General features: G+C 39.0%; 15 protein-coding genes and 3 pseudogenes. 3 read left to right on the top strand and 15 right to left on the bottom strand.

Annotated elements, in window-relative coordinates:
- Positions 1-216: 216 nt before the first annotated feature.
- Positions 217-897: a C40 family peptidase gene (locus ELQ35_RS02285; protein ID WP_126863241.1), complete on the bottom strand. Its 681-nt coding sequence runs from the start codon at positions 895-897 to the stop codon at positions 217-219.
- A gap of 346 nt (positions 898-1,243) precedes the next feature.
- Here ELQ35_RS02285 and ELQ35_RS02280 point away from each other — a divergent pair, with 346 nt between their 5' ends.
- The 3 genes and pseudogenes from ELQ35_RS02280 to ELQ35_RS22950 form a co-directional block, all read left to right on the top strand.
- The gene (locus ELQ35_RS02280; protein ID WP_126863240.1) at positions 1,244-1,666 is read left to right on the top strand and encodes a MerR family transcriptional regulator; all 423 of its coding nucleotides are present in this window, start codon (positions 1,244-1,246) and stop codon (positions 1,664-1,666) included.
- Positions 1,659-1,928 (top strand): thioredoxin family protein, encoded by a 270-nt coding sequence (locus ELQ35_RS02275; protein ID WP_126863239.1) that lies wholly within the window; start codon positions 1,659-1,661, stop codon positions 1,926-1,928. The genes ELQ35_RS02280 and ELQ35_RS02275 overlap by 8 nt, the downstream gene beginning before the upstream one ends.
- Positions 1,929-2,035: 107 nt before the next feature.
- A pseudogene (locus tag ELQ35_RS22950) lies at positions 2,036-2,403 on the top strand (hypothetical protein); the annotation flags it as partial.
- Here the strand turns inward: ELQ35_RS22950 and ELQ35_RS02260 are convergent.
- The 14 genes and pseudogenes from ELQ35_RS02260 to ELQ35_RS02195 all read right to left on the bottom strand — a co-directional run.
- Positions 2,394-2,837, bottom strand: a pseudogene (locus ELQ35_RS02260) (TVP38/TMEM64 family protein); the annotation flags it as partial. The pseudogenes ELQ35_RS22950 and ELQ35_RS02260 sit on opposite strands and share 10 nt — an antisense overlap.
- Before the next feature lie 97 nt (positions 2,838-2,934).
- Entirely contained in the window at positions 2,935-3,279 is a 345-nt protein-coding gene (locus ELQ35_RS02255; RefSeq protein ID WP_126863237.1) for a metal-sensitive transcriptional regulator, read from the bottom strand.
- Between the two features lie 14 nt (positions 3,280-3,293).
- A complete protein-coding gene (locus ELQ35_RS02250) occupies positions 3,294-3,632 on the bottom strand; it encodes a hypothetical protein (RefSeq protein ID WP_126863236.1) in 339 nt (112 codons plus the stop codon).
- 181 nt (positions 3,633-3,813) lie between these two features.
- Positions 3,814-5,142: pseudogene (locus ELQ35_RS02245) on the bottom strand (CoA-disulfide reductase); the annotation flags it as partial.
- Between the two features lie 768 nt (positions 5,143-5,910).
- Entirely contained in the window at positions 5,911-8,298 is a 2,388-nt protein-coding gene (locus ELQ35_RS02240) for a heavy metal translocating P-type ATPase (RefSeq protein ID WP_246025945.1), read from the bottom strand.
- 288 nt (positions 8,299-8,586) lie between these two features.
- Positions 8,587-8,793, bottom strand: coding sequence for a copper chaperone CopZ (gene copZ, locus ELQ35_RS02235; RefSeq protein WP_126863233.1), 207 nt, complete (start codon positions 8,791-8,793; stop codon positions 8,587-8,589).
- A 14-nt stretch (positions 8,794-8,807) separates the two neighbouring features.
- Complete coding sequence (locus tag ELQ35_RS02230) at positions 8,808-9,155, bottom strand: metal-sensitive transcriptional regulator (protein WP_126863232.1); 348 nt, start codon at positions 9,153-9,155, stop codon at positions 8,808-8,810.
- Positions 9,156-9,215: 60 nt separating this feature from the next.
- The gene (locus tag ELQ35_RS02225) at positions 9,216-9,845 is read right to left on the bottom strand and encodes an NAD(P)/FAD-dependent oxidoreductase (RefSeq protein WP_126863231.1); all 630 of its coding nucleotides are present in this window, start codon (positions 9,843-9,845) and stop codon (positions 9,216-9,218) included.
- Positions 9,846-10,057: 212 nt separating this feature from the next.
- A complete protein-coding gene (locus ELQ35_RS23380) occupies positions 10,058-10,306 on the bottom strand; it encodes a glutaredoxin family protein (protein WP_281278094.1) in 249 nt (82 codons plus the stop codon).
- A 188-nt stretch (positions 10,307-10,494) separates the two neighbouring features.
- On the bottom strand, positions 10,495-12,630 hold the full coding sequence (locus ELQ35_RS02215; RefSeq protein WP_126863229.1) for a heavy metal translocating P-type ATPase: 2,136 nt from the start codon (positions 12,628-12,630) through the stop codon (positions 10,495-10,497).
- On the bottom strand, positions 12,623-12,988 hold the full coding sequence (locus ELQ35_RS02210) for an ArsR/SmtB family transcription factor (protein ID WP_126863228.1): 366 nt from the start codon (positions 12,986-12,988) through the stop codon (positions 12,623-12,625). Before ELQ35_RS02210 ends, ELQ35_RS02215 begins: the two co-directional genes overlap by 8 nt.
- A 179-nt stretch (positions 12,989-13,167) precedes the next feature.
- Positions 13,168-14,541, bottom strand: coding sequence for a nucleoside recognition domain-containing protein (locus tag ELQ35_RS02205; protein ID WP_126863227.1), 1,374 nt, complete (start codon positions 14,539-14,541; stop codon positions 13,168-13,170).
- A gap of 3 nt (positions 14,542-14,544) precedes the next feature.
- A complete protein-coding gene (locus tag ELQ35_RS02200; RefSeq protein ID WP_126863226.1) occupies positions 14,545-15,234 on the bottom strand; it encodes a FeoB small GTPase domain-containing protein in 690 nt (229 codons plus the stop codon).
- Entirely contained in the window at positions 15,227-15,460 is a 234-nt protein-coding gene (locus tag ELQ35_RS02195; protein ID WP_370873487.1) for a FeoA family protein, read from the bottom strand. Before ELQ35_RS02195 ends, ELQ35_RS02200 begins: the two co-directional genes overlap by 8 nt.
- Between the last annotated feature and the right edge of the window lie 141 nt (positions 15,461-15,601).

Genomic DNA, 15,601 nt, shown 5'->3' with positions numbered 1-15,601 from the left:
TTCATGGCATTTTGTTCTTTAAAATTCGGATTTGTAATGCCATTCTTTTGCCGTCCACTCTAACCCTCTCATGATTGTGCCTTTTAATCTTCTCTCTTGTTTATAGGCAAATTAACCTTTTCTATATTAGCCAGCGTCTTACGATTAAACTATCAAAACATGGATACAAAGAAAAAGACTATCGATAATTTGATAGTCTTTTCTTACAGTATTGAATTATAATCTCTTGGCCCCAAGGTATCTCGGGAACCAATAGCTATTATTCATTGAACTGATGCTTACTCCTTTTGAAGAGGAGCTATGGATGAATTGATTATTTCCAATATAAATCCCTGCATGAGAAGCACCCGGTTTATATGTTTCAAAAAACACTAAATCTCCAGGTTGCGGTGAAGAAACCTTCACACCTTTTTTATAAATTTCTGAAACCGTCCTTGGTATACTGACATTAGAACTCTCTTGGAACACGTACTTTAAGTATCCACTGCAATCAAATCCCTTAGGCGTATTTCCACCCCATACATATGGTACATTTACATACTTTTTTGCAGTTGTTATTAATTTGGCTGAGTTAGTAGAAGAAGCTGGATTAGCTTTACTGCTGACGCTTTTTGAAATCCCAAGTGCTTTATATGTATTTGGCCCAACAATGCCATCTGCTTTTAAACGGTTATTTTTTTGCAATTTCATAACAGCACTTTTAGTAACAGTGCCAAAATAGGTTGTTGTGCTTTTACTAGTAAAATACCCTTTTTTCTTCAACGTTTCTTGCAATTGTTTAACATCGGTATGAGTCATACCACTTTTTAAGGTCTGATCACCAAAAGCAGCACTGCTAACTATCGGACTGGCAAGTAACGTACCCGTCACTACTAAGGATGCTATTATCTTTTTCAATTCATTTTCCCCCACATTAATTCTTCTTTTTCTACATTTTATCATCATAAAATGACAGGCATATTTATATTACATAACAGTAACTTTACAAAAATGTGCAAAAAGTGTGGAGTTTGGATAAAATTCGCGAAATTGGGTGTATTACTATTCCCCAACTCTGCAGGTTATGCTTAGAGTTTGACATGTCTTTGGTCATGGTATTATTAGTAATGGGACGGGATATGGAAGCAATAGGTTCCGCTGAACATTTGATTGGTCAATAAACAATAAAAAAATTTTTGATTAAATAACTATTGACTCTGTACTTAGGTACAGACTTCATAATGATGATAGAGGGGGAAATGACATGACTGGCTTGACTATAAGGCAATTAGCAAAGGCGTCTAACGTTAATATTGAAACGGTTAGATATTACGAAAGACGAGGACTTATTTCTGAACCTCCTCGGACTGAATCTGGATACAGAATGTTTCCTAAAGAAGTGATCCAAGACATTCAATTCATTAAACGTGCACAGGATTTAGGATTTACCCTTGAAGAAATTAAAAAGATTCTATCCGCTTCTAATAATGAGGAAAGCTTTCATTCGGAAGAAATGCACGAATTTGCGACAGAGAAAATCCGGGAAATCGAGGTAAAAATACACAAGCTTAACAACATGAAATCAGTATTAGAAGATTTAACAGCGAAATGTCCAGGTTCAGAAGTTCCAAAAAATCAATGTCCAATCATTAAAAACTTGTCTGAAGGAGAGATTAAAAATGTCTAAAAGATTAGTTGAAGTATTTACATCAGGTTGTTATGTCTGTGAAGGTGTTTTAAAGCAAGTAAAAGATCTTGCTTGTCCCAATTGTGAAGTGGTTGTTTATGACTTGAACAAAAAGTGTGATACCAACGAATGCGAAGACAAAGCCAAAGCTTATGGTGTAAAGTCTGTTCCAGCCGTTGCAATCAATGGGAAATTAGTGGATTGTTGCAGCAATAACGGTATTATCATCGATACTTTAAAAGCTGCAGGATTAGGTCAATAAGCAACCATGGCAAGGTTTGGCACCATCCATAGCAACGCCGAAACTAATATTGTTACTATTTTTCCGGATCGCGGGGACCGTTATTTAGACTTGGTATACGATGATGAATGGTTAAAAAAAGCAGAAAAAAACAGTTGTACAAATTCTTACTAAAAACTAGTTTGAAAGAAATGAATGATATATTATTACGCATAGCGGACCGGATGATGAAGGATACTTCTTTGATCAATACGTAAATTTCAGTTTTAGGAGATTAAGCATTATCGACATTGAAAGCGGGCACCAGCCTCTTTCATACGAGAATGATCGATACTGGATTATCTTTAATGGTAATAAAAAAACTCAAAAGAATTATTTCTCCTTTGAGCTTTTTCGTCTTACAAAGATTAGGAATAGGAAGAGAGATAGTAAAACCATGATAATTTTCCCCTGCCAACCCCAAGTTAGAACTTGTTGCACTGAATATGCCTCTAACAATAACGCAGGGATTTTCCCAATGGTACTCGCAATAGCAAAGGTTAAAAGATTTACTTTACTTATTGCTCCAGCTAATGTAACAAGTCCAGATGGAACCAAAGGAAATAATCTTAGAGCAAGAATGAGCAAAAAGGACTCTAACCCTCTGCTTTTTTGTAATTTATATAGATATTTATTATTGGATTCAAACTTTGGCAAAAGCCTGTGTATGCCTAATCTATACAAATAAAAGCTCACAATTGCACCGGATGCTTCCCCTATAATTGAAATTATTACCCCGTTGGTAAATCCAAAAAAGGTGATATTCGCTGCAGTTAAGAACACACTCGGAACAATACCTAGCAGGCTGATTACAATGTTTAGAAAAACACTGATCCAAATTGCATACAAGCCACCACTATCGGCAAACCATCGGACTATTTGTTCCTCCATAATTCCCACCTTTTTATAAATCCTAAATAGTCTTGAATGGCAGCTGTTTGTCTACTCCTTTTAAATGCTCTGTACATTTTATAACATGCCTTATCCGTCACTTCTTGATGACTCTTTCAATTGTTAAAAGTACCTCATCGAGAACTTCCAGGTCTCCTTCTTGGATCCGTTCTAAAACGCAGCCCTTGATATGGCCTTCCAGCAATAGTTTAGCGACACTGTTTAAGGCTGATTGTGTTGACGAAATCTGGGTGATCACATCATCGCAATAGGTATCTTTTTCAATCAGGCCCTTTATCCCGCGGATTTGTCCTTCTATACGGTTCAAGCGTGTGACCAGGTCCTTTTTCACTTTATCGGAATGATGACTCTTTCTTTCTCCACTCGTCAGAGAAACTTCATTTTCTGTTTGATTGCTCGAATTACCAGGATTAAGCTCCATATACCAGCCCTCGCTCACAAATATTCATATCCTTTTCTTTTTTTCATCATTTCATCTTCATTGATATTTTCATAAGGGACGATATTTTTAAGTTGATCGATTTTACTTACTATTTCTTTATATTGCTCTTCATCTTGAAATTCCTGCTTATAATACAGGGAGCTTGCATCACTTTCTAATAACAGGACAACCTTCATTTTCAAACTCGTTCCGGACGAATCCTCATCTCCAAGTGCAAAGCCTGTAGGATAAGCCTCGCTTTGGCTAATGAATAGCTTTTTGTTTATAGGAGCCCCTTTTATGGATTCAAAAATTTCGTCTATACTTTCTACACTCTTCAGCAGAATAAACACCCCCATTCTTCCTATTCTTTATCTATCCCTTTTTCAACGTTTTCAAAACGGATTTTTCTCTTTTGCCTCTATTTTGATTTTATCTCCCTTTTTGCTTTTCAATTTCCAATGCACGATGATCGGCAATTCCCTCACTATCTTGCTTTAATTTTGCTTCATAGTCCACATCTTTTTTATGGTTCGCCCTTCTTGCAGCCTGCTGAATTGGATCCCATACACTATTGAATGGAGGTGCATAAGCAAGATCAAGATCTTCAAGTTCTGTAACCGTCATTCGCTGGAAAAGAGCAGTCGCAAGAACGTCAATCCGTTTATCAACACCCTGTTTACCAATTAGCTGTCCTCCAAGAAGTTGTCCGTTATCTTTCCTATAAATGAGCTTTATATTCAATTTTTCTGGACCTGGATAATAACCGGCAATATCTGTCGTTTCCTTAAATACTGTTTCATAAGGGATTTTCAATGCTTTTGTTTCCTGTTCCGATAAACCTGTCTTTCCGAGTGAAAGGTCCAAAAACTTTATAATAGAAGTTCCAGTGATCCCCCGAAATGCCCTGGTAATTTTTCCAGCCATATTTATCCCAGCAATTCTCCCCTGCTTGTTTGCTGTTGTACCCAAAGGAATATAATCATCGGATTGTTTGACTAAATGGAAATGGGTAGCGCAATCTCCTGCCGCATAGACATCCTTTTTGTTCGTTTCCATGAATGGATTAACCCGAATCGCTCCTTTGATACCTGTTTCAATTCCTGCTTCCTTAATGAAATCTGTATTTGGCTTCACTCCCGCTGAGATCAGAACGAGATCGGCAGGGTAATTGTTTTTATCAGTATATACACTTTTTACCCTAACCTGCCCCTTAATAGATTGAACAAGTTCGTTTGTCACTACATTAATTTGATGCTTTTTTGCTTCTTCCTGAATCAAATCGGCCATATCTTCATCGAATATTTTTGCCAGATGTTTCCCACGATCTATGATTCGGACATTTTTTCCTAATAGACGAAAAGCCTCAGCCATTTCTAATCCGATATATCCTCCGCCAATTATCACGATATGTTGAACCTGTTGATCTAAATCATTTATAATTTGGTTAGCATCGGTAATTGTTTTTAAGTAATGAACGCCAGGAAGATCCACTCCTTCCCAGTCAGGTACGACGGGATGTGTCCCTGTCGCTATTAAGAGTTTTTCATATGAAATAGTAAATGGTTTATTCTTGGTTAAATCAATTCCGTAGACCATCTTTTGATTAACATCAATTCGTTGGACCTCGTGATAAATCTTCGCATCAATTCCATATTTTTGACGAAATGTTTCCACGCTTCGGGCAATTAATCGATCAGTAGAAGGAATCAATCCACTAATAACATAGGGAAGTCCACACTGGCCGTACGAATAAGTTCCCCCTTTTTCCAAGGTTGTTATATCTGCATTTGGATCATGTTTTACGATCTGCATAGCTGCACTCATTCCTGCAGCATCTCCACCAATAATTACATACTTCATAATCTCATCTCCCACAATAACATCTAACCTGATTCCCGTACTCTAATGGCTATTCACTGATAAAGTTTAGCCCATAATAATTATTAAAACATTAAAAAATCCTCGATGGAGCATTATGTTCTTTATTAATTACAGAAACTAAAGCCCATATTACACCAATAACTAATATAACGCTTATTATTCTCTTCATGGAAATCCTCCTCAATCATTTTACAAAACATTATTTCTTTTAATTAAGCAACTGAAAATCCTAGAAGAAAAAAGATTGTATGTATGATTTATTAGTTTGGCATAATTTCCCTTTTACTTTGTTTCATGTCAAACTTTTTGTATGCCAACACTGAACCGATAGGAAATAATTGTGACTTTCTTTGGAACAGCTGAATCCATATTTATTACTCCTTTATTCCGTATTACTTTCCTTTCTTGAATAGTGTTTCTATGATCAACCATAATTATTTAAATGGCGATGCCTACTTGTTGGTATGATTTGCACGATGAGCAAAATAAGACATTATAAAAACAGACCCTGCTTGGGTCTGTTTTTATATCTAGATTAATTAACCTTTGATCATTAGCCGTTTATGGGTTCTGTTATCTTATTCGACTTCCATACTAATTGAATTGGCCAATCCCATAGCTCAATGAATTCTCTTACGCAAGAAATCCTGCATATGCTGAATATCCTACGATTACGGCTAACAAATAAATGATGGCTGCAAATGTCCACTTTTTCATAAGACCGCGCCCCTTTTTACTTTTTTTCTGTTATGCTGTTTTTTCATTTAACTTCACTCGCTGCAATCGAAGGGCGTTCAACACAACAGACACAGAACTGAATGCCATTGCGGCCCCCGCGAGCCATGGTGCAAGAAAGCCTAATGCGGCAATCGGGATTCCTAACGTATTGTAAGCCAATGCCCAGAAAAGATTCTGCTTGATATTGCGGATTGTCTTTTTGCTCATTAAAATCGCATCGGCAATGCTATTTAAATCGCCTCTCATGAGCGTTATATCCGCAGCTTCCATGGCCACATCCGTTCCGGTTCCAATCGCCATTCCAATATCAGCAGTCGCAAGAGCTGGTGCATCGTTGATTCCATCGCCAACCATCGCGACTCGTTTTCCTTGCTGCTGCAGCTTTTTCACTTCATCCGCTTTTCCTTCTGGAAGAACTTCAGCAATGGCAGCATCAATTCCGACTTCGTTTGCAATCGCTTGGGCCGTACGCTTGTTGTCCCCGGTAATCATGATGACTTCAAGCCCTGCATCTTTCAGGCGTTTAATTGCTTCTTTTGACGATTCTTTTACCGTATCAGCGACAGCTACAATACCCATGAAAACCCCGTCGATTGCGACAAGCATCGCTGTTTTTCCGTTATCCTCAAGAGCTTCCATCTTGTTAATCGAAGAACCCATTTCGATGTCATATTTCTGCATAAGCTTTCGAGTGCCAATTAATAGCTCACGCTTATTTACAATTGCCTTAATTCCGTAACCTGGGATCGCTTCAAATTCTTCTGCATCCAGTAAAGGTACATTTCTTTCCTTAATACCCTGTACAATTGATTCGGCCAGTGGATGCTCAGATTGTCTTTCAGCTGAACCTATTAATTGAGTGAACGTTTCTTCATCAATATCACCGTCAATGATTACATCGGTTAAAGCTGGCTTGCCGTTTGTGACTGTTCCCGTTTTATCCAATATAACTGTTGTAATACGGTGAGTCATTTCAAGATGTTCTCCACCTTTAAATAAGACCCCGTATTCAGCGGCCCGGCCAGATCCAGCCATGATGGAAGTCGGTGTTGCTAAACCAAGAGCACATGGACAAGCTATCACAAGAACAGCAATTAGTTTTTCAAGTGCCTCTGCAAATTCACCGGGACTTACCCATAGATACCAAATCAAGAAAGTGACGACCGCAATTCCCACTACGATCGGTACGAATATACCGGAAATTTGGTCGGCCAATCGTTGAATAGGAGCCTTGGAACCTTGGGCTTCCTCAACCACTTTAATAATTTGGGCTAAGGCTGTGTCCCTTCCCACTTTGGTTGCTTTGATTTTTAAAAAGCCGTTTTTATTAATTGTTGCACCTATAACTGCATCACCGAAAGATTTGTCAACTGGAACACTTTCTCCCGTTAGCATCGATTCATCCAGTGCAGAACGACCTTCAACGATCTCACCATCGACCGGCACTTTCTCACCCGGCTTAATATAAACGACATCCCCGACAACCACTTCTTCAAGTGGAATATCTATTTCATTCCCATCGCGGAAGACTGTTGCCGTCTTAGCTTGAAGACCCATTAATTTTTTGATTGCTTCTGAAGAGCGGCCTTTTGCGCGTGCTTCGAACAATTTACCCAGAATAATCAAGGTGATAAGAATCGAACTTGTTTCGTAATACAGTTCCACCATACCTGCATTGGTTCCCAGTGATAGGATGGATTGATATAAACTGTAGAAATATGCGGCTGAAGTTCCTAATGCCACTAACACATCCATATTGGCACTTTTATTGCGGAGGGCTTTATAGGCTCCCACATAAAACTGTTTACCGATAATAAATTGTACCGGAGTTGCAAGCAAGAATTGCACCCACGGGTTCATAAACATGTCAGGCACATAGATAAAAGAAGTAAATTCAAAGTGTCCGACCATTGACCATAACAATGGGAGGGATAGAATTAGTGAAAAAATAAACTTCCCTTTTTGCTTCTCAACTTCCAGGGCCCGATAATCGGCCGTTTCCTCACTGTCTTGCTTTACTCTGGCTTCATATCCAATATCCTCCACCTTTTTCAGCATATCCTGGATATTGACCTGGGAAGGATTATACTCAACTGTTCCTGTTTCAAGGGCTAAATTTACGGTAGCGTTTTTGACACCATCCAATTTATTCAGCCCTTTTTCGATACGCGTTGCACATGCAGCACAGGTCATGCCCACTAAGTCAAACTCAACTTTCTCTGTGACAACCCCATATCCGAGGTCATTTATTTTCTTCTCGAAAACATCCATTTTGGTTACATCCGGGTTATATTTGACTGTTGCTTTTTCAAGAGCTAAATTTACGGTAGCGTTATCAACGCCTTCGATTTTATTCAGACCCTTTTCAATCCTTGTCGCACACGCAGCACATGTCATGCCTGAAATCGGTATCTGAGCTTCTTTCAATGCAGCACTGCCCACTATGATCACTCCTTTTATTGGTTGGAAAATCTATTTAGTGTTTCCCAATAACATTTTGAAACAAATACTCGCTACACTTAATATACTATACCCCACTACCCTATATGTTAACCATTATATCTGCCCTTTTAAAATTTTTACATCGTTTTTATTCTTTTATGTAGAAACAATTCTATCCCTTATAATGGTATTAAAAAACAGAACATGCCGGATTTATGGGCACGTTCTGTTTTATTCAAATCTTTATGCTACTTCATATCCCTGGTCATCAATTGTTTCTTTAATTTTATCTAGAGTAACAGCTTTAGAATCGTAGCTTACATCTACTTGGCCTTTATCAAGGTCTACTTTCACTTTTTCCACACCGTCAAGTTTACCTACATTTCCTTCAACAGCTTTTACACAATGACCACAAGTCATACCTTTTACGTTTAATGTGATATTTTCCATTATAAAACCCTCCATTATTTTTTCATTAATTTTTGTACGGTTACAAGAACCTCGTCAAGAACTTCAAGATCTCCTTCTTGAATTCTTTCCAACACACAGCTTTTCATGTGTCCTTCCAACAAAATCTTTGCAACACTGTTTAAAGCTGATTGTGTAGCAGCAATTTGGGTAATTACATCATCGCAGTACGTATCTTTTTCGATTAATCCTTTAATACCGCGAATTTGTCCTTCCACACGATTTAACCTTGTCACCAGGTTTTTCTTTACTTTATCCGAATGGTGGCTCTTTCTATCGCTGCCTTCAACTATGCAACATTCTTCCTCTGCAATTAGTTCCTCATTATTTAAATCTAAAGACATCGCTTCGCCTCCTTTATTCGTATTATAGCATACCCCTGTATGGTATGAAAAGTAATTTGTTTAAACGGCAATATTACTTAACAAGGACGCTTTATCATTTCTTTTTATGAACTTATAAAAAGGTTCCCTCTTCTTCCCCGTCTTTGCATATAAATCAATAATTTGTTCGACAGCAGAATATAATTGTTTTTCTGTTAAATTTTCAAGGAACAAAAATCCAACTTCTGCATCCCTTCCCTTTGCTTTACCCCCGAAATAGAGATTGTAATGATCCCTAATTTTCATTACTCCTATGTCATTGAGCATCGGCTCTCCACATCCAATCGGGCAGCCAGTATAGGCTACTTTCAAAGTGATAGGTACTGGTTTGCCAGCCACTCGATTATTCAATTCTTTTGCGACCGGCATGCCTTCTTCTTCTTCACCTTTACAGAAATTGCAGGTCCTTAAGCTTTTCACATAGTTTCCCACAGGATAGCAGAATAATCCTACTTGTTTAAGTTCCTGAATGATTTCTTCCTTTTTTTCTTCCGGAACCTCTAAATATAGTTGTTGAAAAGTCGTCAATTCTAATGTGTCATCTTCCTTCAGGTATTTAGCAATTGTCACTAACTGTTTCTGATTTAATTTCGAACCAAAATCTATTCCGCCGTTTACCGCTATTGTTACTTTCGTTTCACTTTCTTTCATAACATTCACTCCCGGTTATTAGTTGCATGGGACCGCACATCAAGGATAATGAATGATTATATAAACTTTACCCCACTATGGTATATTCATAACCATCTTATGACAGGGATTTTTATTTGTAAACAGTTATATTTTCACATGTTTCGTTTTTTCTTCTGCCATTCTCGACCAAAAAAAGGACTGGACTTCGTTATCCAGACCTTTTCATCTCTCTAGCTTCTTTTTTCTTGTATGTTAAGCAAATCCGTAATTTCCTCTTTGTTTACCTCAAACCCAATAAAAATCTTTGGACGTTTGATAAAGCCCGGCAATCCTTTGTCTTTTATAACAAAGGCAGGTACAATTCTTGATCCCGTTCTTTTTTTCATTTCATCCTCTTTGTCGGGGTTTTGGGACAAATCATATACCGTATAATGAATCTGATGTTGCGAAAGAAACTCCTTCGCTGCTTTACAATCCAGTCAGGTCGGCCTTGAATATAATTCTATTGTAACTTTTTGCATAGTAAACACTCCTCGGCACTATGTTGTCGAACAAATTTCATTTTACCCTTTGGAGGAACAGGTTAAACGATATAAGAAAAACTAATGAAATGCCTGTCAATATTTTATTATATTAATGGCTTCCCGCATAAATCGGGAAGCCTTCATCATTTATCTTTTACTCTTAGAAGTCGCAAACTGTTTAGTGTAACAAGCAGTGTCGCACCCATATCTGCGAAAATCGCAATCCATAGGGTTAGCCAGCCAGGGATGACCAACAGTAAAGCCACCAGTTTAATGCCCAACGAGAAAGTAATATTTTGCTTGATAATAGTTAACGCTTTTCTGCTTAGTTTTAACGTAAATGGCAATTTCCCCAAGTCATCAGCCATCAAAGCGATATCAGCAGTCTCTAGGGCTGTATCTGTTCCAGCTCCGCCCATGGCAATTCCAACAGTAGAAGCAGCAAGTGCTGGGGCATCATTGACACCGTCTCCGACCATTGCCACTTTTCCATACTTACTTCTTAGATCTTTAATAATTGCTAGTTTATCTTGGGGGAGCAACTCGGACTTTATCTCTGAAACACCAACATGCTTGCCGATAGCATTTCCGGTACCTGCATTGTCTCCTGTCAGCATGATCGTTTTTTGAATCCCCAGTGAATGAAGTTTTTGGATGACTTTCTTGCTGTTTTCCCTTACTTCGTCGGCAACTGCAAGTAATGCCAGCACTGCATTTGATGTTCCAATCAGCATTACCGTTTTCCCTTGCTTTTGTAAGGCTGATGTTGTTTCTTGCGTTTCCCCGGGTATGCCTTTTCCAATCAATTCGTCAAATAAGGCAGGACTGCCTATATAATAGGTCTCGCCCTCAAATTGCCCTTTGACACCTTTGCCTGTTATCGAAGAAAAGTTTTCAATCGTAAGGTCCTGATAAGGTAGCTTTCGCTCTTCGGCCTTTTTCATGATTGCGGAAGCCAGGGGATGCTGGGACCGATTTTCGAGAGCTGCTGTGATTGCAAACAGTTGATCCGCATCTACATTTGTTTGCGGAAGGTAATCTGTTACGGCTGGTATCCCTTTTGTCAATGTACCAGTTTTATCAAAGGCAATCACCTTAATAGCCCCCATTTCCTCCAAATGGATTCCACCTTTAATAAGGACACCATTTCGAGCAGCATTTCCGATCGCTGTGACAATCGATACAGGAGTTGAAATCACTAATGCACAAGGACAGCCAACCACAAGGACTGCCAGCCCCTGGTAGATCCATTTATCCCAATCAGCACCCAGTAAAAGCGGTGGTAACATAGCGACTGCTAAAGCAATAAGCATAATTGCTGGTGTATAATACTTAGCAAATCGATCTACAAATGCTTGGGATGGGGCACGTTCCGCCTGTGCTTCTTCGACTAAATGAATGATTTTAGCAATAGTGGTATCGTCAACGTGCTTTGTGACCCGAACTTCCAGAAGTCCTTCTTCATTCAAGGTTCCCGCAAACACTTCATCATCTATTGATTTAGCGACAGGAACAGATTCTCCTGTAATAGCAGCCTGATTGATCGCTGACGTTCCTTTTACAACAATCCCGTCCATCGCCATTTTTTGGCCAGGTTTTACAATCATGATATCGCCGATTTGTATATCATCCACCTCAATGGTAAACTCTTTATCTCCTCTTCGAATCAATGCCTCTTTGGGAGCAATATCCATTAAAGAACGAATCGATTGACGGGCCTTATCCATTGAATAAGTTTCCAGAGCTTCACTGATAGCAAATAGTATAACAACTGTCGCTCCTTCTCCCCATTCACCAATAATCGCTGCCCCTATGACCGCGATCGTCATTAAAGTCTTCATATCAAACTGAAAGCGTACTAGGTTTTTGAATCCAGTTATAAACAGCCGATAACCTCCAACTGCAATCGAAGCTCCGTAAGCCATTATGGTGGAGATACTTTCTTCTCCATTCCACTGTCCAGAGAACCATCCAAGTAACAAAAAGACAAAGGAGGCAATGACTGCCGAATGCTTTTGTAAAAATGGTTCCTTTACTTTGTCAAAATGCTCTCTTTCAGGCACGACCTTGAGATTTTCAAAAGCTCCTGCCTTTTCAAGTTCTTCTATTGTTGTTTCCCCATAAACAGCAAGTTTAGAAGCACCAAAATTTATCCTTGCATCCGAAACACCATCCAGGTGTTTTACGTTCTTTTCGAACTTTGTGGCACAGCCAGCTCAGGTGAATCCCTGTACCCTGTATACCTTTTTTTCAGTATCATTTTCAATGGAATTATCCATATGCTTTCACCTCCCTTTGGTGAGCAAAGGCAACTTGGATGAGTTGCTTAACATGATCATCATCCAGGGAGTAGAATACTAGCTTTCCTTCTTTTCTGTATTTGGCTAATCCTAAATTTCGCAGTAAACGTAAATGATGAGAAGCTGTCGCAGTGGTGCAGCCAACGATATTTGCCACGTCACAGACACATAGCTCTTCTTCAGTTAAGGCGAAAGCGATTTTTATCCTGGTATCATCAGATAAGGCTTTAAATAGTTGCGAGACAGTCTTTGTGTCTTGTTGTGAAATCGATTCTTTCACTCTTTTGACTTTTTTTTCATCCACACAGGTAACTTCACATATATCCTTGTGTTTCATTTATTCCACCACCCATTCAAACAAGCATTTGATTATAGTATATGCGATCAGAACAAGATATTCAAATGATTGTATGAATATTTTAATGAATAATGAGAATGTTATTTTTGGAACAAAGAAAGGATTAAGGCATTCCGTCTATTAAGCTTAGTCTATAAGGTGGAAGCCCAAGCAGCCCTCTATAACCAACCAAAAATTGTTGCCATTTGAGTTATCATCAATGGAATGAAAATCGCTATGACTGTCGGAATCAGAAAGGCAAGGAAAGTCCATTTTGCACTCTTTGTTTCCTTATAAATATTAAGTAATGTCGTTCCGCACGGATAATGGAGGAGCGAAAATAACATCATGTTCAAAGCAGTGAGCCACGTCCAGCCATGTTCGAGAAATATTTTTTTCAAATCCACCAAGCTATCAACTTCTGTAAGAGAACCAGTTGATAAATACCCCATCAAAAGGATGGGCAAGACAATCTCGTTGGCAGGCAGCCCTAAAAGAAACGCCAGCATGATATAGCCATCCAAACCGAGCAATTTTCCAAATGGGTCCAAAAACTGAACCATGTACATCAGGATGCTCGTGTCTCCAATATATACATTCGCAATAATCCATGTCAGGATTGCAGCTGGTGCTGCAACTTTAACCGCTCTCAGCAATACCGACCATGATTTAGAAAGAGACGAACGAATCACTGTATCAAAAAACTTCGGCCGGCGGTAGGGCGGCAATTCTAACGTATAATGAGTCGGCACACCCTTAAGGGCTGTTTTCGATAAAGTCCAAGATACGAAAAAGGTAACCAATATCCCAAAGATGACAATACTAACAATTACCCCGGTCGTTACAAACGATTTTAGTCCCCCCGTAAAGTTTGCTGCCATAAATAACGATGCCAAAACGATCAATGTTCCCCAGCGGCCATTGCATGGAACAAAGTTGTTCGTCAAGATGGCAAGCATCCGTTCCCTGGGTGACTCAATAATCCGTGTCGAAATAACCGCAGCAGCGTTGCATCCAAATCCCATTGCCATCGTTAACGATTGCTTCCCATGTGCCCCTACTTGTTTAAACAGCCGATCCATATTAAATGCTACACGAGGCAGATAACCAAAGTTCTCTAGAAGAGCAAATGTTGGGAAAAAGATAGCCATCGGAGGAAGCATGACACTAATGACCCAGGTCGTTCCTCGATATAATCCTAAAACAAGCACCCCAAATAACCAATCAGGAGCATGAATGAAATCAAAAAACGATTTTAGATACGGCTCCAACGAACCAAAAAACTCAGCTAACATCGAGGATGGAACATTTGCTCCAGCTACTGTTAAGTAAAACACCACACCCAACATGATGATCATGATAGGAAAGCCGAAGATAGGTGAGGTAAAAATCGCATCTAGTTTTTCAGTACGAGTATCTCTTTTCACTTTTGAAAATGACACTCCTTCAAGGCATAATTGTTTACTTCTATCATAAAGATTCTGAACGATGTCATCCCTCATCTTTGGCGAAGACAACTCTTGAGCTTCTGAATAAAGCTGTTGAATACTCATTCCTTAGTCCCCTTTCAATAGCATCCGTTTCTTTATTTCGTTAAGCAATGTTTCGTCTCCATCTAATAATCTCAAGGAAACCCAACGTGAAGATAGACGATCACCTACGAGTTTGCTTACTTGTGGTTCGATTTTCTTTATTTGTTCCTCAATATCATCGGGATAAATCGTTTTAATCGGGTGACATTCAATCGTTCCAGTAATAAGGCGTTCAATCGTATCCAGCAGTAACGGGAATCCTGTTTTATTCCTGGCCGATATTTTAACAACAGGGATCCCCAAGCGTTTAGTCAGTAATCGATCATTAATTTTGATCCCCTGTTTTTCCGCTTCGTCAATTAAGTTGATACACACAATAACATTTCTAGTCATTTCTAGAACTTGCAGGGCCAGATTGAAATTCCGTTCTAATGATGTTGCATCTAAGACGACCAGAGTAACGTCTGGTTTTTCAAAGACAATATAATTTCGGGCCACCTCCTCATCGGTTGAATTGGAAAAAAGGGAATAGGTACCTGGAAGATCGACCATACGGAAGGTTTTCCCTTTATGCTGCACTGTACCTTCAGCTAAAGAAACGGTTTTTCCTGCCCAATTCCCTGTATGTTGTCTAAGCCCTGTCAAAGCATTGAACAATGTACTTTTGCCGGTATTCGGGTTTCCTGCTAAAGCAATTCGATAAGAATTACTCATTGGTCAACAACTCCCCCTCTATTTTTGAGCTTTCCTCTTTTCGCAACGCAATGGTCGTTTGACTTACACGAAATGCGATTGGATCGCCTAAAGGACTTTTACGGACCACTTCAACAACTGCACCGGGAACAAAACCTAAGTCCAATAATCTCCTTCTCATCACACCCTCCAGATTCAAAGAAACGATTTGTATCAGATGACCCTTTTCCCCGTTGAACAGCTTGATTGTTTTAGTTCCACCCACTCATCTTTCCCCCTACTCATTTTTTTTACCTAATGCAACTTTTTATATAATATTAACATATTCTCATGCTGCCACTTATATTTCAAGAAAAATAAAGTAGGGAAACCACTCTCGTGGCTTCCC

It is taken from the genome of Peribacillus cavernae (genome assembly GCF_003989135.1).
GTDB lineage: Bacteria > Bacillota > Bacilli > Bacillales > DSM-1321 > Peribacillus > Peribacillus cavernae.
Note: the sequence above shows the minus strand (reverse complement) of the source record. Positions and strands in the feature narration are given on the sequence as shown.